Annotated in this window: 22 protein-coding genes; 14 read left to right on the top strand and 8 right to left on the bottom strand. The window is 70.6% G+C overall.

Annotation, left to right across the window (positions count from 1 at the left end):
* Positions 1-32: 32 nt before the first annotated feature.
* The 5 genes from D9599_RS06355 to D9599_RS06335 are packed head-to-tail and all read left to right on the top strand — an operon-like array spanning position 33 to position 4,893.
* The gene (locus D9599_RS06355; protein WP_198380365.1) at positions 33-1,325 is read left to right on the top strand and encodes an ArgE/DapE family deacylase; all 1,293 of its coding nucleotides are present in this window, start codon (positions 33-35) and stop codon (positions 1,323-1,325) included.
* Positions 1,322-2,563 (top strand): Zn-dependent hydrolase, encoded by a 1,242-nt coding sequence (locus D9599_RS06350; RefSeq protein WP_198380364.1) that lies wholly within the window; start codon positions 1,322-1,324, stop codon positions 2,561-2,563. Before D9599_RS06355 ends, D9599_RS06350 begins: the two co-directional genes overlap by 4 nt.
* Before the next feature lie 2 nt (positions 2,564-2,565).
* Positions 2,566-4,059, top strand: a complete 1,494-nt coding sequence (locus D9599_RS06345; protein ID WP_198380363.1) for a M81 family metallopeptidase — start codon at positions 2,566-2,568, stop codon at positions 4,057-4,059.
* Positions 4,060-4,063: 4 nt separating this feature from the next.
* A complete protein-coding gene (locus tag D9599_RS06340; protein ID WP_198380362.1) occupies positions 4,064-4,453 on the top strand; it encodes a VOC family protein in 390 nt (129 codons plus the stop codon).
* 17 nt (positions 4,454-4,470) lie between these two features.
* Complete coding sequence (locus D9599_RS06335; protein ID WP_198380361.1) at positions 4,471-4,893, top strand: GNAT family N-acetyltransferase; 423 nt, start codon at positions 4,471-4,473, stop codon at positions 4,891-4,893.
* A 16-nt stretch (positions 4,894-4,909) separates the two neighbouring features.
* On the opposite strand, the gene D9599_RS06330 is transcribed toward D9599_RS06335, so the two are convergent.
* Together D9599_RS06330 and D9599_RS06325 are read right to left on the bottom strand one after the other, a co-directional pair.
* Positions 4,910-5,167, bottom strand: a complete 258-nt coding sequence (locus D9599_RS06330; protein WP_198380360.1) for a hypothetical protein — start codon at positions 5,165-5,167, stop codon at positions 4,910-4,912.
* Between the two features lie 155 nt (positions 5,168-5,322).
* Positions 5,323-8,151: a glycosyltransferase gene (locus D9599_RS06325; RefSeq protein WP_232480192.1), complete on the bottom strand. Its 2,829-nt coding sequence runs from the start codon at positions 8,149-8,151 to the stop codon at positions 5,323-5,325.
* 285 nt (positions 8,152-8,436) lie between these two features.
* Here D9599_RS06325 and D9599_RS06320 point away from each other — a divergent pair, with 285 nt between their 5' ends.
* A complete protein-coding gene (locus D9599_RS06320; protein ID WP_198380359.1) occupies positions 8,437-9,741 on the top strand; it encodes a hemolysin family protein in 1,305 nt (434 codons plus the stop codon).
* 6 nt (positions 9,742-9,747) lie between these two features.
* On the opposite strand, the gene D9599_RS06315 is transcribed toward D9599_RS06320, so the two are convergent.
* The 3 genes from D9599_RS06315 to D9599_RS06305 are packed head-to-tail and all read right to left on the bottom strand — an operon-like array spanning position 9,748 to position 11,490.
* The gene (locus D9599_RS06315; protein WP_198380358.1) at positions 9,748-10,584 is read right to left on the bottom strand and encodes a PhzF family phenazine biosynthesis protein; all 837 of its coding nucleotides are present in this window, start codon (positions 10,582-10,584) and stop codon (positions 9,748-9,750) included.
* A gap of 8 nt (positions 10,585-10,592) precedes the next feature.
* Positions 10,593-11,087: a xanthine phosphoribosyltransferase gene (gene gpt / locus D9599_RS06310; RefSeq protein WP_043836469.1), complete on the bottom strand. Its 495-nt coding sequence runs from the start codon at positions 11,085-11,087 to the stop codon at positions 10,593-10,595.
* Between the two features lie 52 nt (positions 11,088-11,139).
* Positions 11,140-11,490, bottom strand: a complete 351-nt coding sequence (locus D9599_RS06305; protein ID WP_198380357.1) for a tRNA-binding protein — start codon at positions 11,488-11,490, stop codon at positions 11,140-11,142.
* Positions 11,491-11,626: 136 nt separating this feature from the next.
* Here D9599_RS06305 and D9599_RS06300 point away from each other — a divergent pair, with 136 nt between their 5' ends.
* From D9599_RS06300 to D9599_RS06280, 5 genes are all read left to right on the top strand, one after another.
* Positions 11,627-13,534 carry a bifunctional sugar phosphate isomerase/epimerase/4-hydroxyphenylpyruvate dioxygenase family protein gene (locus D9599_RS06300; RefSeq protein WP_198380356.1) on the top strand — a complete coding sequence of 636 codons (1,908 nt, stop codon included), beginning with the start codon at positions 11,627-11,629 and terminating at the stop codon, positions 13,532-13,534.
* Positions 13,535-13,695: 161 nt separating this feature from the next.
* Positions 13,696-15,306 (top strand): gamma-glutamyltransferase family protein, encoded by a 1,611-nt coding sequence (locus D9599_RS06295; protein WP_198380420.1) that lies wholly within the window; start codon positions 13,696-13,698, stop codon positions 15,304-15,306.
* A 64-nt stretch (positions 15,307-15,370) separates the two neighbouring features.
* Complete coding sequence (locus tag D9599_RS06290) at positions 15,371-16,870, top strand: amidase (RefSeq protein WP_198380355.1); 1,500 nt, start codon at positions 15,371-15,373, stop codon at positions 16,868-16,870.
* Between the two features lie 12 nt (positions 16,871-16,882).
* Positions 16,883-18,490, top strand: coding sequence for an ABC transporter substrate-binding protein (locus tag D9599_RS06285; protein WP_198380354.1), 1,608 nt, complete (start codon positions 16,883-16,885; stop codon positions 18,488-18,490).
* 44 nt (positions 18,491-18,534) lie between these two features.
* Positions 18,535-19,431 carry an alpha/beta hydrolase gene (locus D9599_RS06280; protein ID WP_198380353.1) on the top strand — a complete coding sequence of 299 codons (897 nt, stop codon included), beginning with the start codon at positions 18,535-18,537 and terminating at the stop codon, positions 19,429-19,431.
* Positions 19,432-19,468: 37 nt separating this feature from the next.
* On the opposite strand, the gene D9599_RS06275 is transcribed toward D9599_RS06280, so the two are convergent.
* The 3 genes from D9599_RS06275 to D9599_RS06265 all read right to left on the bottom strand — a co-directional run bounded on the left by D9599_RS06275 (position 19,469) and on the right by D9599_RS06265 (position 20,347).
* Positions 19,469-19,705, bottom strand: coding sequence for a hypothetical protein (locus D9599_RS06275; RefSeq protein WP_052402320.1), 237 nt, complete (start codon positions 19,703-19,705; stop codon positions 19,469-19,471).
* Positions 19,705-19,974 carry a hypothetical protein gene (locus D9599_RS06270; protein WP_198380352.1) on the bottom strand — a complete coding sequence of 90 codons (270 nt, stop codon included), beginning with the start codon at positions 19,972-19,974 and terminating at the stop codon, positions 19,705-19,707. Before D9599_RS06270 ends, D9599_RS06275 begins: the two co-directional genes overlap by 1 nt.
* Positions 19,975-20,092: 118 nt before the next feature.
* Entirely contained in the window at positions 20,093-20,347 is a 255-nt protein-coding gene (locus D9599_RS06265) for an Lrp/AsnC family transcriptional regulator (RefSeq protein ID WP_043836461.1), read from the bottom strand.
* A gap of 273 nt (positions 20,348-20,620) precedes the next feature.
* On the opposite strand from D9599_RS06265, the gene D9599_RS06260 reads away from it, so the two are divergent.
* The 3 genes from D9599_RS06260 (at position 20,621) to D9599_RS06250 (ending at position 23,925) form a co-directional block, all read left to right on the top strand.
* Positions 20,621-21,664 carry an ABC transporter substrate-binding protein gene (locus tag D9599_RS06260; RefSeq protein ID WP_198380351.1) on the top strand — a complete coding sequence of 348 codons (1,044 nt, stop codon included), beginning with the start codon at positions 20,621-20,623 and terminating at the stop codon, positions 21,662-21,664.
* A gap of 11 nt (positions 21,665-21,675) precedes the next feature.
* A complete protein-coding gene (locus D9599_RS06255) occupies positions 21,676-22,149 on the top strand; it encodes a nucleoside deaminase (protein ID WP_198380350.1) in 474 nt (157 codons plus the stop codon).
* An 81-nt stretch (positions 22,150-22,230) separates the two neighbouring features.
* Positions 22,231-23,925 (top strand): thiamine pyrophosphate-dependent enzyme, encoded by a 1,695-nt coding sequence (locus D9599_RS06250; protein WP_198380349.1) that lies wholly within the window; start codon positions 22,231-22,233, stop codon positions 23,923-23,925.
* Positions 23,926-24,209: the final 284 nt, after the last annotated feature.

The following is a 24,209-nucleotide window of genomic DNA, read 5'->3' as shown; positions in this document are numbered from 1 at the left end:
CCTGCCGCGCTTCCAACCGGCCAGGACATCCCATGCCCGATCTCGACCCCGGCGCCCGCCGCGCCATCCTGGATGCCGTCACGGCCCTGGAGGGCGAGGCCACAGACCGCCTCGCCGCCCTGGTCCGTTGCGCCTCCACCCTCGGTCAGGAGGCGGGGGCGCTCGACCTCATGGCCGAAAATTACGAATCGCTCGGCCTCGCCCCGCGGCGGATCCCGACGCTGCCGGAGCAACTTCGCGATCATCCCGGCTTCTCGCCCCCCCTCATCTCTTATGAGGGCCGCGACAACGTGGCGGCCATCCACACCCCCCGCGAGGTTCGCGGCCGCAGCCTCGCGCTCCAGGGCCATGTGGACGTGGTGCCCGAGGGCGCGGCCGACCTCTGGATCACCCCGCCCTTCAAGCCATCCGTTCGCGATGGACGGATGTTCGGGCGCGGCGCCGGCGACATGAAGGCCGGCATCGTCTCATACCTCACGGCTTTCCAGGCGCTCCGCCTGGCCGGTTTGCAGCCCGCCGCCCCCGTGCAGATGCAGGCGGTGATCGAGGAGGAGTGCTCGGGCAACGGCGCGCTCGCCACCATGCTTGCCATGCCACGCACGGATGCCGTGGTTATCCCCGAACCCGGTCCCTCGATGGCTGCCATGTACTCGGCGGAGGTGGGCGTCGTCTGGGCCTGGGTCACCGTCACTGGCCGCCCCACGCATGTGCGCGACATGCACGCCGGCATCAATGCGATCGAGGCCGCCATGGCGATCGCCCGTCGCTTCAAGGACTACGAGAACGAGCGTAACCGGGCGGAGAATGTCCACGCGGCGTTCCGCGGCGTGAACCATCCGGTGAACGTCAATCTCGGCACGATCGAGGGCGGGGAGTGGAACAGCAGCGTGCCGACCCGCGCCCGCATCGGGCTCCGCGTCGGCGTCATGCTCGGCTACAGCGCCGCGCAGACCAAGGCGGACATCAAGCGCATCGTGGCAGAAGCTGCGGCGGACCCCACAATGCGGGGCACGAAGGTGGCGCTGGAGTTCAAGGGCTTCATGGCCGATGCCTGTGCCTTCGACATGGAGAGCGAGATCTGCCGCCTCGCCCGCCGCAGCTACGCCGAAGTCACGGGTAGCGAGCTGCGCGAGTATCCCGCGACGGGGCTGACGGACGGGCGCTTCTTCACCCTCTACCAGGACACTCCCGTCGCCTGCTTCGGCCCGGACGCCCAGGACATTCACGGCATCGACGAGAGTGTCTCGCTCGCCTCCATGCACGCCATCACGCGCAGCATCGCGCTGCTGATGGCCGAGTGGTGCGGGGTGGAGCGCGCGGCGTGAGCAACCTCCCGCTCTCCGGCACGCGCCTCTGGGAGGCGCTGATGGAGATGGCGCGGATTGGCGCCACGCCGAAGGGCGGCTGCAACCGCCAGGCGCTGACGGCACTCGACGGAGAGGGCAGGGCGCTGCTCGCCCGCTGGGGCGAGCAGGTCGGCCTGAGACTGACCACCGACCGGCTCGGCAACATGGCGCTGCTGCGTCCGGGCCACGACCCTTCCCGCCGACCCGTCGCCATCGGCAGCCATCTCGACACCCAGCCCACGGGCGGCAAGTTCGACGGCGTGCTCGGCGTGCTCGCCGGCCTCGAACTCATGCGCGCCCTGCACGAGGCCGGCACGGAGACCGAGGCGCCGATCGTCCTCATCAACTGGACGAACGAGGAGGGCGCGCGCTTCTCGCCGCCGATGATGGGAAGTGGCGCCGCCATGGGCGCCTTCACGGAGGCGGAGGTGCTCGACATCCGCGACCCCGAAGGTACGCGTTTCGGCGATGCGCTGGCAGCCATCGGCTGGCGCGGCGAGGCGGATCCCGCAGATCTGCGGGACCTTGAGGCCTATTTTGAGCTGCACATCGAGCAGGGCCCGATCCTTGAGAGGGAAGGCCTCGACGTCGGCATCGTCACCCACGCCCTCGCCCAGCAATGGTTCGACGTGATCGTCACGGGGGAGGAGTCCCATGCCGGCGGCGCCATGTCCCACCGCCGTGACGCGCTGGTCGCCGCCGCCATCCTTGTTCAGGGGATCGAGGCCATCGCCCACGAGTGCGGCGGCGACGCCCGCGGCACAGTTGGCCGCATCGCCATCGAGCCCTCCAGCCGTAACGTCGTCCCCTCCCGGGCTACCTTCAGCGTCGATTTCCGCAACGGCGACGAGGCCGCCCTCGACCGCATGGCCGAGGCCTTGCGCGAGCGCGCGCGTGCCGTTGCGGCCGAGCGCGGCGTGGAGGTTGAGGTCACCCCCTTCTGGTCCTTCCCGCAGACCGGCTTCGACCCCGCCTTGGCCCAGCGTCTCCGCGATGCTGCGATCGCCCGCAACCTCCGCTTCCGAGACATGCCCACGGGCATCGGCCACGACGCCGTCTACGTCGCCCGCCAGGTCCCGAGCGTCATGATCTTCACCCCCTGCCTCGGCGGCATCAGCCACAACGAGGCCGAGAGCATCACCCCGGCCCAGGCGGAGGCCGGGATGCTCGTCCTGGCTGATGCCGTCCTCGCCACGGCCGGTTTCGCGAAGGGCTGAGCATGCGCATCGCCATCGGCGGCTTCCTGCACGAGAGCCACTCCTTCGCCCCCGTCGCCACGGGCTGGCGCGACTTCGCCGAGCCCGGCGGCTGGCCCGCGCCGATGCGACCCGCGACGCTGCTCGACGGCCTCCGCAACACGGGCGTTCCCGCCGCAGGCGCCATCGCGGCCGCCGAGCACAGCGGCATCGGCATCGCCCCGCTCTCCTGGGCATTCGCCAACCCCGCCGGCCCCGTGACCGCCGAAGCCTTTGAGCGCGTCTCCGCCTGGATCGTCTCCGACCTCGTCGAGGCATTGGCACAGGGCCCCCTCGACGGCGTCTATCTCGACCTCCACGGCGCTATGGTGGCCGAAGCCTTTCCAGACGCGGAGGGCGAGTTGCTGCGCCGCGTGCGCGCCATCGTCGGGCCAGATCTGCCGGTCGTCTGCAGCCTCGATCCCCACTGCAACCTCACGGCCGAGATGGTGGAGCGCGCGGACGCCGTCTCCCCCTTCCGCACCTACCCGCATGTTGACATGAAGCAGGCCGGCGCCCGCGCGCTGCGCCTGCTGGTGGAGCGCGCGCGCCGCGGCCGTCCCTTCGCCCGCGCCTTCCGGCAGGTGGATTTCCTCCTGCCCATCACCAGCCAGTGCACGCTGGTCCCCCCGATGAGCGAGGTCTTCGCCGAGCGCGAGCGGATCGCAACCCGCCACGGCGTTGCGGAGCTCGCCTTCTGCTTCGGCTTTCCTTACGCCGACTTCCCGGGCTGCGGCATGGCCGTTGCCGCCTATGCCGCCGAGCAGGAGGCGGCGGATGCGGCGGCCGACGAGTTCCTCGCCCTGCTGAACCGCCGGGAGCGCGACTTCGCCGGCGAGATCCTCCCAGCCGACCGGGCGGTGGCGGAAGCGATGAAGGTGAAGGCACCGCGCCCCGTCATCCTCGCGGACACGCAGGACAACCCCGGCGGTGGCGGCCACGGCGACACCACGGGGCTGCTGGCGGAACTCGTGCGGCAGAAGGCGATGAAGGCCGTGCTCGGCTCCATCAACGACGCCGAGAGCGCGCTCGCCTGCCACAAGGCAGGAGAGGGGGCGACCGTCTCGCTCCGCCTGGGCGGCAAGAGCGACGGCGCGCCGCTCGACGTCAGCGCGCGGGTGCTGCGCCTCTCCAACGGCCGCTTCACCTGCACGGGCGCCATGGCCGGCGGCAACCCCGCCGATCTCGGCCCCTCCGCCCTCATCGCGATTGGCGGCGTGCGGGCGATCGTGACCAGCCGTAAGATGCAGGCCTATGACCTCGCCCTGTTCCGTCATCTCGGCGTAGAGCCCGCGCAGGAGGCGATCGTCGCGGTGAAGTCCAGCGTGCATTTCCGCGCCGATTTCGGTCCGATCGCGGAGCGCGTGCTGGTCGTTGCTGCGCCCGGTCCCGTGGTGGCCGACCCTGCAACGCTGCCCTTCCGAAACCTTCGCCGGGGTTTGCGCCTTCGTCCAGGAGCCAACGAGGCGACGAGGTAGGGTCATGTTCAGTCACGTGATGGTCGGCGCGCGGGACATCGCGGCGATGGCGCGCTTCTACGACGCCGTGTTGCTCCCGCTTGGCTTGGAGAGGGGCCCGGACTCGGCCGGGGGCCCGCGCGGCGTCTGCTGGCGGGCGCCCGGCCATCGCCATCCGACTTTCGACGTGCAGGAACCCTTCGATGGCCAGCCGCCCTCGGCCGGGAACGGCTGCATGGTCGCCTTTACCGCGCCGAGCCGGGCGGCGGTGGACGTAGCCCACGCCGCCGCCCTGGCCCATGGCGGCACCGATGAGGGCCCGCCGGGCCTGCGCCCTCGCTACGCCCCCGACTACTACGGTGCCTATATGCGCGACCCCGTAGGCAACAAGCTCCACGTCGTCCATCGCGGCTGATGAGGGGGCCCGCCGTCATGCGAGTAGATACCCTGCCGCCCGACTTCCCCTTGCTGCGCGACACCGCCTGGGCGGAAGGCTGGAAGATGCTGCAGGTGCTGGAGGAGGACTGGCGCGATGGCACGCTGCGCTTCGACGCGCCCGGAGAGGCATTGTTCGCTGCCTGGCGCGACGGCACCCTCGCGGGGATCGGGGGCCTGACCGTCGACCCCTATGCCGAGGAGGCCTCGACCGGCCGTGTCCGCCGCCTCTATGTCGCTCCCGCGCATCGGGGGAGTGGACTGGGGCGCGCCTTGGTGGAGGCGATCGTAGATGCGGCGCGGGAGCACGGGTTCCATTCGGTACGGGTCCGCGCTCCCGCAACAGCAGGGAAATTCTACGAGGCCTGCGGCTTCCTGCCGGCGGTCCTGCGCTCCGCCACCCACATCCGGCCGCTCTGACCACAGTCTGCGCAGGTCACATGGCGGCGGCGGTCTTCGCCAGCGTCTGCACCGCCTCGCGCGCGGTCTCCAGGTCCTTCCCGGTCGCGGCCACGGCGCGGTTCCAGCAGTGCACGCTGTCCTGCAGCTTCGCCGTCGTGTCGCGGAGTACGTAAAGGTTCTCACGAAGGGCGTTCACAGCCGCGCGCTGCTCCTCCTGTGCGGCGGCGAGAAGCCGGAGCGCGGCCTGAAGCCGGTCCTGCGGACTGCGGGTGAGGAGAAGGATCTCGGCCATTCGCTGCGGGCTCCTGAAGCGTTACCGCGGGCTTAACGCGTGTCCAGCCGGTTCCGCATCTTCAAACATCGTTAACCATTTTCACTTCTCGCCCAAAAAAGAAACGGGCCGCGAGGTTCCCCCCGCGGCCCGTTCTTTCACACTCGTGCCCGCGCCTAGTGCATCTCGGTCCGCGCGACCGCCTGGCCCGCGGAGGACTGGGCCGAAACCGCACCCAGCACCGCCGAGGTCTGCCGCGCCGGCATGGCCGCCACCAGCGCCACCGACACCGCCGCGAGGTAGGGCACCGACTGCACCAGCAGGATCACGGTCCAGAGCACCGCCTCCCAGGTGCCGCCGCGATGGGCGAGGGTGATGCCGGCCGCGGCCAGCCAGAGGAGCAGCATCACCATGCCCTCCTGCCGCGCCGTCATCAGCCCCTGCACCAAGGCGGGTGCATTCTCCATCTTCGGCGTGCGGGCGAAGTGCGCCCGCCGCTTAAAGAGGCCCTGCCAGACCGCCTTGCCGATCGTGTGCGTCAGCGCGAGGCCGCCCAGCGCGGCGCCGAGCCGGTCCCAGGGCCCGCAGGCGACCCGGGCACGGTAGAGCGTCCAGATCTGCGCGAGCTTGAAGGCGAAGATGCCAAGGCTCGGTATCATGAAGAGAGTGATCGGGAACTCGTCCGACAGCCCGGCGGCGACGAGCGCGGTCCGCAGCCCCTCGGTCTGCAGGTGCACGCCGAAGAGGTCGAAGGACGGGTAGAGCCGCGTCAGCGGGATCAGCACCAGGCCGACCGACCAGACAAGGCCGCCGAGCACGAAGGCCAAGCCCAGCGCATCGCCCAACCAGGGCATCCAGCCCATGACGAAGTGGAAGCGCTGGCCCTGCGTGAGGCTGCGGTTGAAGGGGTTGAGTAGCGCGCGCCAGTGGCCCTTCACGATTTGCACCGCGCCGAAAGCCCAACGGTGGCGCTGCTTGCGATAGGCCGAGAAGTCGTCCGGCATCACGCCGCGCCCCATCGAGTCCGGGCAGTAGACCGCCTCCCAGCCGGCGCGCATCAGGCGCAGGCCGAGCTCGCTGTCCTCGCAGATGCACCACTCTGCCCAGGCCTTGCCCTCCACCGCGGCGCCGACGAGCGCGGATTTGCGGATGAGGGTCATGGTGCCGTGCTGGATGATGGCATTGCGCTCGTTGCGCGTGACCATCCCCGCCTTGAAGAACCCGGCGTACTCCCAGAACATCAGCCGCTTGAAGAGGCCGCCATGCGCGTCGCGGTAGTCCTGCGGCGACTGGGTGAAGCCGACCTCGGGGCGGTTGAAGAACGGCACCATCCGGCGCAGCCAGTCCGGCCGCACGGTGTAGTCGCTGTCGAGCACGCCGATCACGGCAGCATCCGGCGCGGTCTCGCGGAGGGCGAAGTTCAGCGCCCCTGCCTTGAACCCGGGCCACTTGCCGAGATGGAAGAAGCGGAACCGGGCGCCGAGCCGCGCGCAGTGCTCCGCCACCGGCTCCCAGAGCGCGGGGTCGGTGGTGTTGTTGTCCACCACCAGCACCTCGAAATCGGGGTAGTCGAGGGCCGCGAGCGCGTCGAGCGTCTCCCGCACCATCGCGGGCGGCTCGTTGCAGATCGGCAGGTGGATCGAGACCTTGGGCAGCGGCGTACCCTCGGGCGCCGGCACCGGGCTCCACTGGCGCTTGCTCACGCGGCCCCAGACGGTCTCAGCCAGCTCGAAGCCGTCCGACAGCAGGATCGCCAGCAGCAGCACCTGCCCCGCGACCAGCAGGCTCCAGACCACGCCCGCGGTAGTGGACATGTAGGTCTCGCTCATCGCCAGCACGACGCAGGTGCCGAGCGCCACGAAGCCCTGCGACAGAGCCGCGAGCATCAGCTTGCCCTGCCAGCGGATGTCCGGCCGGCGGGAGAGGAAGAAGAAGGCCGAGAGGAAGGCCGCGAAGCTCGCGCCCAGCGCCCAGCCGAGCCAGGCTGGCGTCTCCTGCACGGGGCCCGTCAGCGGCCACTTCTGCGCGCGGTCGAGGTCGTACATGCCCCAGTGGCCGGCCGCGCGGCCCTCGAAAGAGGTCTTCCAGGGCTGGTCGAAGGCCTCCATCACGAAGTACTCGAGGCCGCGGGCCTCGGCGATGTTGAAGAAGCTGCGCATGAACAGCGCCTGGTTCACGCGGCTCGCGCGGGCGGCACCCTGCGCCACGCCGTCGGAGGGCCAGCCCACCTCGCCGATGACCACGCGCTTACCGGGGAAGCGCGCCCGCACGGCGTCGTACTTCTCCATAATGAAGCGCAGAGCGTCATCGACCGGCAGCCCCTCCCAGTAGGGCAGAAGGTGGATGGTGATGTAGTCCACCGCGTTGCCGAGCTCGGGATGGTCGATCCAGACGTGCCAGGGCTCGGCGGTAGAAACCGGCTGGCGCACCTGGCGCCGCACCTGCTCGATGTAGCCGACCATCTGCGCGGGCGTCACGTCGCCGCGCAGCACGGCCTCGTTGCCGACCAGCACGCGCTCGACGTTGCGGCTCTCGCGCGCCACCTGCACGAGGCGGCGGATCTCGGCGGCGTTGCGGTCCAGCCGACGATCGAGCCAGGAGCCGAGCGTCACCCGCATGTCGGGATAGGCGGCGCGCGCGATCTCCGGGATCCGCTCCATCCCGCCATGGACAGCATAGGTCCGGATGTGGCGCGTCATGCCCGAGACACGCCGAATGTCGCCCTCGATCTGGTCGGGCGTGGGCCAGTTCGTCCCCTCGGCGCTCTGGCCGCGCTGATAGGGGGCGAAGGCGAGGCCGTTCACCTGTCCACGGAAGTCGGGCATCGAGACCGGCCGGTTCATCGCCCACCAGGCGCCGAGATGCGCGACGGCGACGACCAGTAGGATCCCGAGGGTGACGCGGTGCCGCCCGAGGCGCCCCGCCACGGAGGACGGCGGCGGACGGGAATCGGACAGCATGGGCTCGGGGTTGCGGGAAGGGCGCGGGGCGGCGAGCGCGTTCATCGCGTGCAGGGCTCCGGCGCGGCGCCCCCGTCCACCACCCGGCCGATCCGGGCGACATGGAGCGGGAGGGACCTGCGCTCACCCTGATGAAGCGCGCGGGCTGAGGCGCGGGCCGGGCCCAATCGCGGCAATATTGCGGCGCAGCGTGATCATGTTGCGCCGTGTAAAACAAAGGCGGGGGACGACCAGTGGGGCGATTGGGTGTTATCTCCCCGATGCGCCCCCCGAATTGCATCGGGCACGTGGCCAGCCTCCCACGCTCAGCAAAGGAACCCAATCCTCATTATGTCGGCGCTCCTCGAAATCGGCATCATCATTCTCCTGGTGCTGCTGAACGGCGTCTTCTCCATGAGCGAGCTGGCGATCGTCTCGGCCCGCCGGGCCCGGCTGACGGCGCTTGAGCGCGCGGGCTCGCCCGGGGCCACGGTCGCGATGGAGCTTGCCGACGACCCGCAGCGCTTCCTGCCGACGGTTCAGGTGGGCATCACCCTCATCGGCGTCGTGGCCGGGACCTTCGGCGGCGCGCGGCTCTCGTCCACCCTCGGCCCGGTGCTGGATGCCATTCCTGGCGTCGCGCCCTATGGCACGGAAGCGGCGCTCGTCCTGGTCGTCGTGCTCATCACCTACCTGTCGCTCATCCTTGGGGAGCTGGTGCCGAAGCAGCTCGCCCTCCGCCACCCCGAGCGGATCGCGGCGCTGGTCGCGCGCCCCATGTCCAGGCTCTCCCGCGTTTCGGCGCCGGTGGTCTGGGTGCTCTCCTCCTCCTCGAACCTCGTCCTGCGCCTGCTGGGCGCGAACCAACCGGTCGAGCAGTCCGTGACGGAAGAGGAGGTGAAGGCCGTGGTGGCCGAGGGCGCCCAGGCCGGCGCTCTCGAGACGGAGGAGCGCCACATGATTGAGCGCGTCCTCCGCCTCGCCGACAAGCCCGTGCGCGCCTTGATGACGCCGCGCCCCGAGATCGTCTGGCTCGACCGCGCCGCCACCCCGGAGGAGGTCTCGGAGAAGCTGAAGGGCGAGACCGTGAACCGCTTCATCGTGGCGGACGGGAGGGTGGACAACGTGGTCGGCGTCGTCGCGGCCAAGGATCTGCTGGACCAGGTCCTCTCCGGCACCCACCTTTCGGTCGCGGCGGCCCTCCGCCGGCCCATGGTGCTGCCGGACAACCTCTCGGCGCTCGACGCGCTTGAGCGCATCCGCCAGGACCCGCTCGGCCTCGCGCTCGTCATGGACGAGTACGGTTCCTTCGAGGGCGTCGTCACCGCCTCCGACCTGCTCGAAGCCATCGTCGGCGAGCTCGGTGCGCCCGCCAGCCTGCCCTCCGCCGGTCCCGCGGTGGAGCGCCATGACGGAAGCCTGCTGCTGGATGGGATGATGCCGAGCGACGAGCTGAAGGCACGTCTCGACCTGCCGGTGCTGCCGCAGCCCGGCACCTACCACACGGTGGCGGGCCTCATGCTCGCGCTGCTCCGCCGCGTGCCGAAGGAGGGGGACCGTATCGTCTTCGGCGGCTGGCGCTTCGAGATCGTGGACATGGACGGGCGCCGCGTGGACAAGATCCTCGTCGCCAAGGACGAGCCCGTCTCCGCCTGAGGGTGTTCAGCCGATGAGGCGCGCGCTTCCGGAGACCCGGACGGAGGCGCCCCGCTCCACCGGGATTGCGGCGTGAAGCAGGCAGGGCACCCCCATATCCTCGCCCTGCCGGATCTCGATGCGCCCACCATGCGGCCAGCCGAGGTCCCGGAGCAGCCCGCCGAGCGCCGCGGCGGCAGCGCCGGTCGCCGGGTCCTCGGCCACGCCGCCGACCGCAAAGGCGTTGCGGGCGTGAAAGAGGGAAGGACCTTCGGCCTGCACCAGCGCGACCGTCGCCAGACCCGCGGCCGCCATCATCGCGGCGCCCCGGGCGAGGTCGTAGTGCATGGCCGCGAGCGCCGACCGCTCCCGCAGCGCCAGGACGAGGTGGCGGGCGCCGGCTTCGGCGAGCGAGGGCGGGATGCGCGGGTCCAGCGCCCCCGGCCCGATCCCGAAGAGCTCCAGCGCCTCGCCCAGCAGTGCCGTTGGCGCGGGCTCGCTGCGTGTCGGCGGCGACTGCAGGGCGGCGCGCAGGCCGCCCTCCCGCCATCCCTCCACCGTGATTGCCCCCTCGTTCAGACGCAGGGCGTAGCAGCCGTGGCCGTGCCGCAGCGCCAGCGCCGCGCCAAGCGCGATGGTTGCGTGGCCGCAGAAGGGCACCTCGATCGCGGGTGCGAAGTAGCGCACGCGCCACCCGTCGCCCTCGGGCGCGGCAAAGGCGGTCTCGGAATGGCCGACCTCTGCGGCCAGCGCCTGCATCGCCGCCCCCTCGGGCAGCGAGTCCGCGATCACCACCCCCGCCGGGTTGCCCCCCGTCTCGCCGACCGAGTAGGCGGCGATCCGCTGCACCCGGCTGAGGTCCATGACGCCCGCTACGCCCCGGCCGCGCCGGCCGTCTTGATGATGGGCGCGACGAACTGCGGCTCGGTGTCCCAGGGAAAGAGGATCCAGGTGTCCTGGCTCACCTCCGTGATGAAGCTGTCCACCAGCGGGCGCCCGGCGGGCTTGGCGTAGATGGTGGCGAAATGCGCCTCGGGCAGCATGGCGCGCACCACCTTGGCGGTGGTCCCGGTATCCACGAGGTCGTCCAGGACCAGCCAGCCGGCCCCGGTGCCCGCGGCCGCCGGCGGCTTCACGACGCGCGGCTTGCCCATCTCCTCCTCGTCATAGGTGACGACGGAGACGCTCTCGATCAGCCGGCAGTCCAGCTCCCGCGCGACGATGGCCGCGGGGATGAGGCCGCCGCGGGTGATGGCGACGATGCCCCTGAAGCCGCCCTCCACCGGGCCCTTGCCCACCAGGCGCCAGGCCAGCGCCTTGGCATCGCGGTGAAGCTGGTCCCATGTTACGGTGTAGTAGCGAGGCATGGTCGCGGTCCTCTCGGAGCGGCTTGTCGGGAAAAGGGGGCGGAGAGGGGGCTCAGAACATCCGCGCGCCGTTGGGAACGGCCTGGTCGGGACGCAGCAGCACCACCGCGCCCTCCTCGTCCGGGGCGCCCAGCACCAGCACCTCGCTCGAGAAGCCGGCAATGCGGCGGGGGGCGAAGTTTACCACCGCCATCACCTGCCGCCCCACCAGCGCCTCTGGCGTGTAGTGCACCGTGATCTGGGCCGAGGAGCGGCGGAGGCCGATCCCCTCGCCGAAATCGATCACGAGCTGGATCGCGGGCTTGCGCGCCTCCGGGAAGGGCCGCGCCTCCACCACCGTGCCGGCACGGATCTCGATGCGCTCGAACTCGGCAAAGGTGGCGGGGGTGGCGGGCGTCTCCATCCGCCGCGCATAGCGGAGGGCGCGGCGGGCTGGAAGAGGGGGCGGCGATCCGCTCTAAGCTGGGATGCGCCGGCCTCGCGGGCCCGGCCGGCGCACCCCGCCGCCCGCCCGCGCCAAGTACCGCACCAGGGATTGCATGCCCGAACCCACCCGTGAGCCGCCCGGCGCCGCCTTCCGCGCCCTGCCGAAATCCATCGCCACCGTCTGCCTCTCGGGCAGCCTGCCGGACAAGCTGGAGGCCGCGGCCTCCGCCGGCTTCGCGGGGGTGGAGATCTTCGAGCAGGACCTGCTGACCCATGACGGCCCGCCCGAAGGGGTCCGCGCCATGGCGGCCGACCTCGGGATCGGCATCACCATCTTCCAGCCCTTCCGCGACTTCGAGGCGATGCCCGAGCCGCAGAGGCGCCGGAACATGGACCGGGCCGAGCGCAAGTTCGATGTCATGCAGGCCCTCGGCACGGACCTCGTGCTCGTCTGCAGCAACACCCAGCCCGGTGCCCTCGACGACCCTGCCCGTGCCGCCGCCGACCTGCGGGAGATGGCGGAGCGGGCCGCCGCCCGGGGCCTTCGCGTCGGCTACGAGGCGCTTTCCTGGGGCCGGCACGTCAACCGATGGCGCCAGGCCTGGGAGGTGGTGCAACGCGCCGATCATCCGGCACTCGGCCTGATCCTCGACAGCTTCCACACACTGGCGCTGGGCGACACGCTGGACGGCCTGGCGGCGGAGGTGCCGGGGGAGCGCATCGCCTTCGTGCAGCTCGCCGACGCGCCGCGGCTGACGATGGACGTGCTCGGCTGGTCCCGCCATTTCCGCAATTTCCCCGGCCAGGGCGAACTGGCCGTCGCCGACTTCACCCGTGCCGTGCTGGAGGCGGGCTACGGCGGGCCTCTCTCGCTCGAGGTGTTCAATGACGAGTTCCGCGCCGCGCCAGCCCGGCGCATCGCGCGTGACGGCCACCGTTCCCTCATCTGGCTTGATTCCGTCATCGCCGGCCCCTCCGTGCCCGCAGCCCCCCTGCCGGCGCCGCCCGCCCTGGGCGGTGTCGAGTTCCTCGAATTTGCCGTGGATGAGCGGCGCGGGGCGGATCTCGCGGCCTTCCTGTCCACCCTCGGCTTCCGGAAGGCCGGCCAGCACCGCTCGAAGGCGGTGGAGCTTTGGCGACAGGGCGGCGTGAACCTCGTCCTGAACGCCGAGCCCGACAGCGCCGCCGCCGGCCATTTCGAACTCCACGGCGCCTCGGTCTGCGCGACGGCACTCCGCGTGGACAATGCCGCCCGCACTCTCTCCCGCGCCGAAGCCCTTCTCTGCTCCACATGGCGGGAGCGGGTGGGGGAGGGGGAGCGCGCCATCCCCGCCGTCCGCGCCCCGGACGGCACGCTCATCTACCTGGTGGAGCCCGGCGCGCGCAGTATCTGGGAGAGTGACTTTCACCTCCTCCCGAGCGAGTCCACCGGGCCCGCCCTGGGTGGGGTGGACCACGTCGCCCATGCGCTCAGCAGCGGCCAGATGGACGGCTTTGTCCTCTTCCACCGCGCCGTCTTCGGGCTGGAGCCGGGGGCGCCGCTCGACCTGCCGGACCCGCAGGGCCTCGTCCGCAGCCGCGCCATGGCCGACCCCGCCGGGCGCGTGAGGATGCCGCTGAACGTCTCGGAGAGCCGGCAGACGGCGACCGGGCGCTTCGTCTCGGCGATCGCGGGGGCGGGGGTGCACCACGTCGCCTTCTCCACCGCGGACGCCGCAGCCTTCGTCGCCGGCCGGGCCGCGCCCATGCTGGAGATCCCCGCCAACTACTACGAGGACCTCGGTGCCCGCTTCGGCCTCGGGGACGATGAACTGGAGGCGCTGGAAAGGGGCCACCTCCTCTACGACGGAGATGGTCAGGGCGGCGCCTTCGTCCACGCCTTCACCGTCTCCTTCGAGGACCGCTTCTTCTTCGAGGTGGTGGAGCGTCGTGGCGGCTACGACGGGTACGGCGCGGCCAATGCCGGCGTCCGCATGGCCGCCCAGGCCCGGGCACGTCCCTGGATGCCCCCGGGCAGTTGAAGGAGGCGGGCTTTCCTGCCCGCACAAGCCGGCGTATCCCGGTCGGGCGCGGCCGGATCGTCACGGGACGGGAGGGCCGCAGAACCAGCACGCCGTCCCCCCCGGCCCCGGGTCCTCGGGGGGCGGACCTGCCGACGACAATGGGGGGCACTGTCCAGCCGATGCGCGACCTTCATCTTCCCGGGCGCAGCCCGGCCATGGCCCTCAACGCGATGGCCGCCACCTCCATGCCCGTCGCGACCCTCGCGGCCCTGGATACGATGCGGGCTGGCGGCAACGCTCTCGACGCGGCGATCGCCGCCTGCGCCGTCCTCGGCGTGGTAGAGCCCCAGTCCACGGGCATCGGCGGCGACTGCTTCTGCCTCTATGCCCCGGCCTCCGGCGGCGTGATCGCCATCAACGGCTCTGGCCGGGCCCCTGCGGGCGCCACGCCTGAGCGCCTGCGTGCCGACGGGCTGACCTCCATGGTCAATACCTCCGCCCATTCGGTCACCGTGCCCGGCGCGGTCTCCGCCTGGGAGACGCTGAACAAGGCCCATGGCAAGCTCAGCATGGAGAGGATCCTCCAGCCCGCCATCGGCTTCGCGGAACAGGGCTTCGCCGTCTCCTCCCGCGTCTCCGCGGACTGGGAGGACTGCGTGGACAAGCTCTCGAAGAACCCGGCCTCCAGCCGGCGCTTCCTGAAGGACGGCCGTGCCTACGCCTTCGGCGACCGCTTCGTGCAGCCCGAACTGGGCAAGACGCTGCGCGCCATTGGCAAGGACGGCGCGCGGGCATTCTACACCGGCCCCATCGCCGCCGACATGGTCCGCACCCTGCGCGAGGCCGGCGGCAGCCACACCGAGGAGGACTTCGCCGAAGGGCTGACGAGCGCCAACTTCGTGGACCCGATCTCCCGCAAGTGGCGCGGGATGGAGGTGTTCCAGTGCCCGCCCAACGGCTCGGGCCTGCTGGTGCTCATGCTGCTGGGCATCCTCGACGGTTTCCCCGACCCGGGCGGGCCGCTGACCGCCACCCGCCTGCACCGCCACCTCGAGGCCGCGCGCCTCGTCTACCGCGATCGCGACGCTTTCCTTGCTGATCCCTCCCAGGTCGAGGTGCCGCTCGCGAAGCTCCTGTCCGACGAATACCTGGGCAAGCTCCGCGGCATGATCAGCGACGACAAGGCGATGGTGGAGCTGCCGCCGCCTGGCGACGTGGACTGGCAGAAGCACAAGGATACCGTCTACCTCACGGTCGTCGACAAGGACGGCAATGCCTGCTCCTTCATCAACTCCCTCTTCGAGGGCTTCGGCTCGGGCATCCTCGCCGAGGGCTGCGGCGTCATGCTGCAGAACCGCGGCTTCGGCTTCCGGCTTCAGGAAGGCCACCCGAACTGCATCGCGCCCCGCAAGCGCCCAATGCACACGATCATCCCGGGAATGGTGATGAAGGATGGCCAAGCGATCATGCCCTACGGCGTGATGGGCGGGCACTTCCAGCCGATGGGGCAGAGCTGGTTCCTGACGAACCACTTCCAGTTCGGCATGGACGTGCAGGAGGCACTGGACCTTACCCGCGTCTTCCCGAGCGTCGGCGCCAATCATCGCGACGTCGAGATCGAGACCGGTCTGCCGGAGGCGCTGAAGGGCCAGCTCGCCGCCCTCGGCCATCAGCCGAAGCTCATCAAGAAGCCGCATGGCGGCGGCCAGGCGATTCTAATCGACCGGGAGCGCGGCGTGCTGATCGGCGGCTCCGACCCGCGCAAGGACGGCTGCGCGATGGGCTACTAGCCCGATCCGGGCCGCGCCCCGGCGCGGCCCACCCTACTGATTGATCTGCCGACGGGATGTGCCGATGACCGAGCCCTGCGACCTCACCGCCCTCGAAGCCCGGAGGCTGATCGGGACGAAGCGCCTCTCCCCCGTGGAGCTGCTCGACTCCTGCCTCGCGCGCATCGCCGCGGTGAATCCAGCCATCAACGCGGTGGTTGCCATGGACGAGCCCCGCGCCCGGGCGGATGCCAAGGCGGCCGAGGCGGCGGTCATGCGCGGCGACAAGCTCGGCCTCCTCCACGGGCTGCCTATCGGTATCAAGGACCTCGAGGAAACCGAAGGGCTGGTCACCACCTTCGGCAGCCCGCTGTTCAAGGACCACGTGCCGAAGGCCGATCTCGGCTCCGTCGCACGCATCCGCGCGGCGGGGGCGGTCATCACGGCCAAGACCAACACACCCGAATTCGGTGCCGGCGCCAACACCCGCAACGCCGTTTATGGCGCGACCGGCAACCCGCATGATCCCACGCGCTCCGCCGCCGGCTCCTCGGGCGGCTCGGGCGCGGCACTGGCGGCGGGGATGTTCGCGATCTGCTCGGGCTCGGACACCGGCGGCTCGCTCCGCAACCCCGCGGCCTTCAACGGCATCGTCGGCTTCCGGCCCAGTGCCGGGCTCGTCTCCAGCGAGCGCCGCCTGCTTGGCTGGCAGAACCTGCCGGTGCTCGGCCCCATGGCGCGCAACGTGCCGGATGCCGCTCTGCTGCTCGCGGCCATGGCCGGCGACGACGCGCGCGACCCGCTCTCCTACACGCTGCCCGGCCAGCCTGTGCGCGGCGTGGCCGACATGTGGACGCCGCTGCGACCGATCGACCTCTCCTCGCTCCGCGTTGCCGCGACGGAGGATTTCGGTATCGCGCTCGTCGAGAACACGGTGCGCGAGGCCTTCCGCGCCCGCGTCGCCTCTCTCACGCCCCTCTTCGCGCGCATCGAGGAGGCCACCCCGGACTGCGCCGGCGCGGACGAGGCCTTTGAGATCCTGCGCGCGCTCAACTTCGTCGCGGCCCACGCGAAAAAAGTGGCCGAAACGCCCGAGCTGGTCGGGCCCAACGTGCGCGCGAACGTGGCGGAAGGCCTCGGCTACTCGGCGGCGGACGTCGCGCGCGGCGGCATCCTCCAGACACAGCTCTACCTCCGCTGGCAGGAGTTCTTCGCGGCCGGCAACGACCTGATCGTGACACCCGCCATCACCATCTCGCCCCGGCCCTGGTCGGAGCTCTTCCCGGCCGAAATCGACGGGCAGAAGACCCGCACCTACTTCCACTGGCTGGCGATGGCTTACATCGTGACCCTTACCGGCCATCCCGCCATCTCCATCCCCCTCGGCCGGGACGCCAAGGGCATGCCCTTCGGCCTGCAGATCGTCGGGCCGCGCGGCGGCGACGCGCTGGTGCTTCGCGTGGCCGCCGCGATCGAAGCGGCGGTGGCCGGCGACGCCGAACTCGCGCGGCCGGTGCCGGATATCGCGGCGCTGGCGAAGGCGCCGCCCATCTCCTCCATGCCCGGCTTCCTTGGCTTCGACTGAGGGGGGGCCGCCATGCGCCGGATTGCCGCCCTCGCTTTCGCCGCCGCGCTCGCCCTGCCCACCGGAGCGGCCTCGGCGCAGGGGCTCAGGATCGCCATGGCGGGGGAGACGACCTCCGCCGACCCGCACCAGTACGGGCTGACGCCCAACACCACCCTTCGCCAGCACGTCTTCAACGCGCTGACGGAGACGGCGCGGGACCTCTCCGTCATTCCTGGCCTTGCCGAGCGATGGGAGAGGGAGGACGACCGCAGCTGGCTCTTCCATCTCCGCCCGCACGTCATCTTCCACGACGGCAGCCCCTTTACCGCGGAGGACGTGCTCGCCTCCTTCTGCCGCATCCGCAACAACGAGGGGGAGGTGACGCAATCCTTCTCCCGCTACGTGCGCCTCTTCGAGCGGGTGGAGACACTGGACCCCAGAACGGTGCGGATCACCACCCGCGAACCCATGCCGCTGCTGCCCAGCGACCTGACGAACCTGGCCATCCTTCCGCGCCGCCTCGTGCCCGCTGGGCACCTGGACTTCTCCGCCAATCAGCAATGTGGTGTGGAGGGAAGCTGGCCGAACGCCCAGGCTTTCAACGACGGCGCCGCCGCAATCGGTACCGGCCCATACCGCCTTGTCTCCTACACCAGGGGCGGCCCGATCGAGCTGGCGCGCTACGACGGTTATTGGGGCGAGAAGCCGCGCTGGGCCACGGTGCGCCTGCTGCCCGTCACGGCCGCCGGCCCGCGGCTGGCCGGGCTGCTGGCCGGGGATCATGACCTGATCGAGGCGCCGAACACGGCCGACCTTGCCCGGCTTCGTCAGAACAGCTCCGTCCACGTCTCTGCTTCGCCAACCACGCGTCTGATCTTCCTGCAATTCGACGCCGCACGCAGCCCCAGCCCCTTCGTGCAGGGCGGCGCTGGCCCCAACCCGCTGCGCGATGCGCGGGTGCGGCAGGCCCTCTCGCTCGCCATTGACCGCCGTGCCCTGACCGCCCGTGTAATGGACGACGTGGCCGTGCCCGCCGCGCAATTCCTGCCCGACGGCATGGCCGGCACTACCCCTGGCCTGCCCGTGCTCCCCTATGATCCCGCCCGCGCCCGCGCGCTGCTGGCAGAGGCCGGGTTCCCCGAGGGGTTCGCGCTCACCTTCCACGCGACGAACAACCGCTACGTCAATGATTCGCGCGTCGCGCAGGCCGTCTCGCAGTACTGGCAGCGGATCGGGGTGAAGGTGGAACTGGACGCCATGCCGAGCGCCACTTTCTTCACGCGGCGGGCGCGGCGTGAGTTCTCGGTCGCTATGGGCGGCTGGTCGGCGGATGCGCCGGAGACGCTCCTCTTCCTCCAGCTCTGGCTCGCAACGAGCGACGCGGCGCGGGGCATGGGCAGCAGCAACTACGGCGGCTGGTCCGATCCCACCTTCGACGCGCCGGTACGCGAGGCCGCCACCACCATGGACCCGGCCGCCCGGGCGGGCCTGCTCCGCACCGCCGGACGCGTGGCGCTGGAGGCCATGCCCGTCGCGCCCCTCTATTTCGAGAGCGCGGCCTGGGCCAGCCGGCGCGGCTTCCGCTATCCCGGCCGGGTGGACCAGACGACGCTCGCCACCGAGGTCAGCGCCGAGTGAACCACCTGCACCGCCTCCCGCCCGCCGCCTGACCGGATCCCCACATGACCTTCGCCTCTCGGCTCGCCCTGGCCCTCGCCGCGCCGGGCCGCGCCTCGATCCTCTTCGAGGATCCGGCCGGGGACCCGGCCCGTCCGGTTATGCTGCACGCCTACCGCCCCGAAAACTGGAAACCCGAGGCGCGGGTGGTGCTGGTCATGCACGGCATGGGCCGCAACGGCGACGAGTACCGCGACTTCTGGATCGAGGCCGCAGAGCGGCACCGCCTGCTGATCGTGGCCCCGACCTTCCCGGCGGATCTCTTCCCGGGCGCCGAGACCTATAATAATGGGTTCGTCCTCTCTGAGGACGGCAGTCTGCGTTCCCCAGCTTGGCGCGGCTACCGCATTCCCGCCCGCGTCCTGGCCGCGTTGCGCGAGGCCGGCCTGACCGACGGGCGTCCCGCGCTGATCTTCGGGCACTCGGCCGGCGGACAGTTCCTGCACCGCATGCTCTCCACCGAACCCGCTGACAGCTTCGAGGCCGCCATCGCCGGCAACCCCGGCTGGTTCACCCTGCCGGACCTCGGGCGCCCGTTTCCGGCGGGCCTTGGCGGCATCGGCGCCACGGAGGCGGACCTTGAGCGGCTGCTTGCCTATCCCCTGACCATCCTCTCCGGCGAGGCGGATACCGAGACCAGCGGCCCCAGCCTTCCGTCCCAGCCCGAGGCGGTGGCGCAGGGTCCGCACCGCTTCGCGCGGGCCCTGTCCTACTTCGAGGCCGGGCGCGCCGAAGCGGCGCGGCGCGGGCTGCCCTTCGGCTGGAGGAGGGTGACGGTCCCCCATATCGGACACGACGGCGCCGCGATGTCCCGCGCCGCGGCGAGCCTCTGGTTCGAGGGCCGCCTGCCGCCGGAATCTCTGCTGGCCGAGTGGGGACGCGCCAAACAGGGCGCCCTCTGAGCCAGCCCTCGCCCGCGGCCGGACCTGCGCGCAGCCACTACCAGCGGCGGTAGCCGTAATGCGGGTAGTAGCCGTAGCCGTAATAGGGCCGCGGCGCATAATAGGGTGCGGGAGCGTAATAGGTCGGCCCCGAGGCGATGGCCGCCCCGGCGGCCGCGCCAACTCCGGCGCCGAGCAGCGCAGCCCCCGCGACGTTCGGCTCCCCATACGGCGCGTAGTAGCAGCCGCCGAGGAGGAGCCCGGCCAGGGCGAGCACCGCGAAGCGCGCCTTCATCACCAACCCCTTCCATATCCCTGGGCATAGGGGCGGCCGCCGTAGTAGCTGCGCCCATGCCCGCCATAGGAACCGTAGCCCCCACGGTCGGGTTGCCGGTAGTGCTTGCCGTGACTGCCGGAAGAGGCAGCGAGCAGCCCGGCCGCCAGGCCGACGCCTGCCCCGAGAGCGATCGTGCTGCCCCAATCCGTGGAACCGTCGGGGTTTTGGCACCCCGCCGTCGTCAGCGCGGCGGCGAGGGCAAAGGCGGGGAGAAAGCGGACCTTCATCTGGCGGGACCTCCGATGCCGCCAGATATCGGCTCCCTCCGTGTCACCCGCGCGGCGAAGCCGGGGCAGGTCGCGGCGGGATCGGGGTCATTTCATGGCAGAGCCCGCCGCTGGCGCGTCAGCCCTTGGGCCCCGAGAAGGCGTTGAAGGTCTGGAGCGTGTAGGTGTCCTTCACCCCCGCCACCCCCTGCACCCGTTCCACCACGAAAAGGCCGATGTCCTGCTCAGGCTCGAGGTAGAACTTGCCCAGCAGGTCGTACTGCCCACTGGTGGAGTGCATTTCGGAAAGTTCGGGAATCGTGTCCGCCATTTCCCGCGCCACGCGGTAGGCGGCCCCCATCTCGCACTTGATCATCACAAAGATCGCTTTCATCCGCCGTCCGCTCCCGTTCGGCCTGCACCATGCCCCTGCCGCGGCACCCTTCCAAGTCGGCAAGGGGAGGCACGGAACATGCATGTCGCTGCCCGCCGTCAGGCACGCAAGTGATCCGATTGCGGAAGACCACGGGTGCCCGCTGGGAAGGCCAGGGCGCCGAAGGTCCGGCGGGGGAAGGCCGCCGCAAGTCCGCATGACCATCGCCGCCCGCACCCCCACGCGGCATTCCGACGTCCCCGGCACCCCCGGGGCGCTGCAGAGGTGCACTTCATGCGTCACACCACCCGGCGGAGTCTTCTCGCCGCCTCGCTCGCAAGCCCGATGGTGCTCGGCGCGGCCTCGCTCCGCGCCCAGCCGCTGACCCCCATCCGCTTCATCCTCGACTGGAAGGCACAGGGCCCGCACGCCTGGTACTACCTCGCGCAATCCCGGGGCTACTTCCGGGAAGCGGGGCTCGATGTGACGATCGATCAGGGCGAGGGCTCCGCCGCCGCCGTCACCCGCGTCATGTCCGGCGCCTACGATGCCGGTTTCGGCGACATCAACGCGGTCATCCAAAACGCGGCGCAGCGGCCGGGCGAGCAGCCGGTGATGGTCTACCTCGTCTACAACCGCGCCCCTTATGCCATCATCTCCCGCGCGGACGGCCCGGTGCGCTCGCTGAAGGATCTTGAAGGCCGGCAAGTCGGTGCGCCCGCGGGCTCCGCGACCGCCCGCATGTTCCCGGCCCTAGCCGCGCGCAACGGGGTGGACCCCTCAAAGGTCGGGATCGCCGCCATCGCGCCGAACTTGGTGGAGCAGATGCTCGTGCAGGGGCAGGTGGACGCCATCGCTCAGTTCTCAGGCACCAGCTACATTAACTTCATTGGCATGGGCCGCGACCCCGAGCGCGACTTCCGTTGGTTCTTCTACAGCGATATGGGCCTTGACCAGTACTCGAACGGCGTGCTCGTGAGCCAGGCGCTGCTGCGGAACAAGCCGGAGGCGGTGCGGGGCCTCGTCACGGCCATCAACCGAGCGATAGGTGAGGTGGCGGCCAGGCCCGATGCCGGCATCGCCGAGCTGAAGCGGGTGGAGCCGCTGACCGAGCCGGGCATAGAGCGCCAGCGCCTGCTCTACATGCTGCGCGCGCAGATGACGACGCCCGAGACCGCCTCCCTCGGCCTTGGCGACCTCGACGACAAGCGCCTGGAGGGCGCCATCGGCACCGTCGTGCAAACGTATGCCCTGCCGCGCATCCCGGCCGTCCAGGAGGTCTTCGTTCGCGACTTCCTGCCGCCTCGCGAGGCCCGCATCCTGCCGGCGCTGGGCTGAGGGAGCACGCGATGAAAGAGCACGAGCGAATGATGGCACTGGCCATCGAGCAGGCGCGCCACGGCGCAAGCCTCGGCGAGCAGCCCTTCGGCGCGCTGGTCGCGCGCGAGGGGGAGGTAGTCGCCAAGACCTGGAGCAAGAAAGTCGGCCTCTGCGACGCCACCGCCCATTCCGAGACGCTGGCAGTCGGTCTGGCCTGCCGCGCCCTCGGCCGGCGAGAGCTGCCGGACTGCACCTTCTACGCCACCTGTGAGCCCTGTCCGATGTGCCTCGGCGCCATCCTCAACGGGGGCTTCAAGCGGCTCGTCTTGGGGGCCCGCAACGAGGACGTGAAGCGGCTGGCGAAGAAGGCTTTCAACTTCAAGGGCTACACCGTCGAGAGCTTCGCCGAGAATGTCGGCTGGGACCTTGAGGTGATCGACGGCGTTCTGACCGAGGAATGCGTCGGCCTCTACACATCATCCGCGGTCGAGCTGACGCGATAGGGCACCGGCTGGCGGCTCGTCCGCTCCGGACGTAGTCTCCGCCCCCCGGGCCGCAGGGCCCGGGAGAGGTGGAGACGGACAATGGACGACGGCGCGGCGGTACGGCAGGAGATCACGCGGGCAAGGACGGGAGGCCAACTCCTGGCCGATGCACTGGTCGCCCAGGGCGTGACCCACGCCTTCTCGGTGCCCGGCGAATCCTTTCTCGACCTCCTCGACGGCCTCTACGAGGTGCGGGACCGCGTGGAGCTGGTCACCTGCCGCTTCGAGGCGGGCGCGGTCCACATGGCCGAGGCTCATGGCAAGCTGACCGGCCGCCCCGGCGTCGCGATCGTCACCCGCGGCCCCGGCGCCTGCCACGCGAGCATCGGCGTGCATGTCGCGATGCAGGACAGCACGCCGCTTGTGCTCATCGTCGGCCAGATACCCTTCGCCGAGACGGACCGCGACACCTTCCAAGAGGTGGACTACCGCCGGATGTTCTCGCCGCTCGCGAAGTGGGTGACCCAGATAGACGATGCGGCCCGTATCCCCGAGCTGATGTCGCGTGCTTTCGACGTGGCCCGGAGCGGCCGCCCTGGCCCCGTGGTCGTCGCGATCTCGGAGGAAATGCAGAAGAGCGTGGTGGAGGTGCCCGATGTCGGCCCCGCGCCCACCCTGCCGGCCGCTCCGGCGCCGGGCGCCATCCCTCAGTTGCTCTCCCTGCTCGACGGCGCCCAGCGCCCGGTTCTCGTGCTCGGCGGCACCGGCTGGTCGGAGGAGGGCAAGGCCGCCATCCGCGACTTTGCCCTCGCTCATGACCTGCCGGTCGCCGTCGGTTTCCGCCGTCTCGGCCTCTTCGACGGCACCTCGCCGAACTTCGCGGGGGACCTCGGCGTCGGATCGGACGCTGGCCTTGTCGCTCGGGTGAAGGAGGCGGACCTTGTCATCGCCGTCGGCAGCCGCCTCGGCGAGGCGACCAGCCAGGGCTACACCCTGTTTCCGGCGGGGCAGACAAGCCCGATCGTGCAGGTCCACCCCGACCCCACCGAGATCGGCCGCGTCTTCCGTCCGCTGCTCGGCATCACCGCGGACCTCAATGCCTTCGCCCTCGCGCTGCGGGATGCTGCTCCGGGCAAGCCGCGCCCCTGGGGCGACTGGACCCGCCGCCTGCGCGCTGGCCGAGAGGCGAGCGTCGTGGCGCCCGACTACGAGGGCCCGCTGAACCTCGCCCGCGCCCTGCAGGCGCTGGAGGCGGAGTTGCCGCCGGACACGATCTTCACCACGGATGCCGGCAACTTCGCGACCTGGCCGCAGCGCTTCATGTCCGTGCGAGAGCGGCAGGACTTCCTTGGCCCCACCAACGGCGCGATGGGCTATTCCGTGCCCTCCGGCATTGGGGCTGCCATCACCTTCCGGGATCGGCAGGTGGTCAGCTTCGTCGGCGACGGCGGCTTCCTGATGACAGGCCAGGAGATCGCGACGGCCTTCCACGCGGGTGTCACGCCCATCGTCATTGTCGTGAACAACGGCCAGTACGGCACGATCCGCATGTATCAGGAGCGCGCCTATCCAGGCCGCGTTTCCGGTACGCAGCTCACTAACCCCGATTTCGCTAAGTTTATCGAGGCCTTCGGCGGCCATGGCGAGGTGGTGAGCGCGACGGATGAGCTGGTCCCCGCCTTCCGCCGCGCGCGGGGGAGCGGCAAGCCCGCCTTAATCGAGGTGCGGATGAGCCCGGAGCAGATCACCAACCGCCAGACGGTGGCGCAGATCCGGGCTGCCGCGAAGCGCTGAATGGGTTTACGACTTGCCCGGAGACTGGCCGATTGTCGCGGCTAAAGCCTCCGGGAACTCAGCTGTCGGGAGAATTAGGATAAACGAACAGGCTATAGCATTATACGAGAAATCATCTCAGCTCCGGATCTAAATGGAACTCGACGCTACGGCCTGTGATCGGACGTATATCGCCTGGCTGTGACTGGGTCCGCCATAAATGGGCGGGTAATGTGCCTTCCGTGGCGTGTCACCGGACGCCCGGCTCTAAGTTGGCGAACCTGTGGGATGGGCACGACCACTCC

Origin of the sequence: Roseomonas sp. KE2513 (assembly GCF_016107305.1) — a bacterium.
In the GTDB taxonomy this organism is placed as follows: domain Bacteria; phylum Pseudomonadota; class Alphaproteobacteria; order Acetobacterales; family Acetobacteraceae; genus Roseomonas.
Note: the sequence above shows the minus strand (reverse complement) of the source record. Positions and strands in the feature narration are given on the sequence as shown.

Bases quoted from the DNA above. Each gene is read 5' to 3' on its own strand.
- D9599_RS06355 (WP_198380365.1), top strand. From the start codon at position 33: ATGCCCGATCTCGACCCCGGCGCCCGCCGCGCCATCCTGGATGCCGTC.
- D9599_RS06345 (WP_198380363.1), top strand. From the start codon at position 2,566: ATGCGCATCGCCATCGGCGGCTTCCTGCACGAGAGCCACTCCTTCGCC.
- D9599_RS06340 (WP_198380362.1), top strand. From the start codon at position 4,064: ATGTTCAGTCACGTGATGGTCGGCGCGCGGGACATCGCGGCGATGGCG.
- D9599_RS06335 (WP_198380361.1), top strand. From the start codon at position 4,471: ATGCGAGTAGATACCCTGCCGCCCGACTTCCCCTTGCTGCGCGACACC.
- D9599_RS06330 (WP_198380360.1), bottom strand. From the start codon at position 5,167: ATGGCCGAGATCCTTCTCCTCACCCGCAGTCCGCAGGACCGGCTTCAG.
- D9599_RS06325 (WP_232480192.1), bottom strand. From the start codon at position 8,151: ATGAACGCGCTCGCCGCCCCGCGCCCTTCCCGCAACCCCGAGCCCATG.
- D9599_RS06320 (WP_198380359.1), top strand. From the start codon at position 8,437: ATGTCGGCGCTCCTCGAAATCGGCATCATCATTCTCCTGGTGCTGCTG.
- D9599_RS06315 (WP_198380358.1), bottom strand. From the start codon at position 10,584: ATGGACCTCAGCCGGGTGCAGCGGATCGCCGCCTACTCGGTCGGCGAG.
- gpt (WP_043836469.1), bottom strand. From the start codon at position 11,087: ATGCCTCGCTACTACACCGTAACATGGGACCAGCTTCACCGCGATGCC.
- D9599_RS06305 (WP_198380357.1), bottom strand. From the start codon at position 11,490: ATGGAGACGCCCGCCACCCCCGCCACCTTTGCCGAGTTCGAGCGCATC.
- D9599_RS06300 (WP_198380356.1), top strand. From the start codon at position 11,627: ATGCCCGAACCCACCCGTGAGCCGCCCGGCGCCGCCTTCCGCGCCCTG.
- D9599_RS06295 (WP_198380420.1), top strand. From the start codon at position 13,696: ATGCGCGACCTTCATCTTCCCGGGCGCAGCCCGGCCATGGCCCTCAAC.
- D9599_RS06290 (WP_198380355.1), top strand. From the start codon at position 15,371: ATGACCGAGCCCTGCGACCTCACCGCCCTCGAAGCCCGGAGGCTGATC.
- D9599_RS06285 (WP_198380354.1), top strand. From the start codon at position 16,883: ATGCGCCGGATTGCCGCCCTCGCTTTCGCCGCCGCGCTCGCCCTGCCC.
- D9599_RS06280 (WP_198380353.1), top strand. From the start codon at position 18,535: ATGACCTTCGCCTCTCGGCTCGCCCTGGCCCTCGCCGCGCCGGGCCGC.
- D9599_RS06275 (WP_052402320.1), bottom strand. From the start codon at position 19,705: ATGAAGGCGCGCTTCGCGGTGCTCGCCCTGGCCGGGCTCCTCCTCGGC.
- D9599_RS06270 (WP_198380352.1), bottom strand. From the start codon at position 19,974: ATGAAGGTCCGCTTTCTCCCCGCCTTTGCCCTCGCCGCCGCGCTGACG.
- D9599_RS06265 (WP_043836461.1), bottom strand. From the start codon at position 20,347: ATGAAAGCGATCTTTGTGATGATCAAGTGCGAGATGGGGGCCGCCTAC.
- D9599_RS06260 (WP_198380351.1), top strand. From the start codon at position 20,621: ATGCGTCACACCACCCGGCGGAGTCTTCTCGCCGCCTCGCTCGCAAGC.
- D9599_RS06255 (WP_198380350.1), top strand. From the start codon at position 21,676: ATGAAAGAGCACGAGCGAATGATGGCACTGGCCATCGAGCAGGCGCGC.
- D9599_RS06250 (WP_198380349.1), top strand. From the start codon at position 22,231: ATGGACGACGGCGCGGCGGTACGGCAGGAGATCACGCGGGCAAGGACG.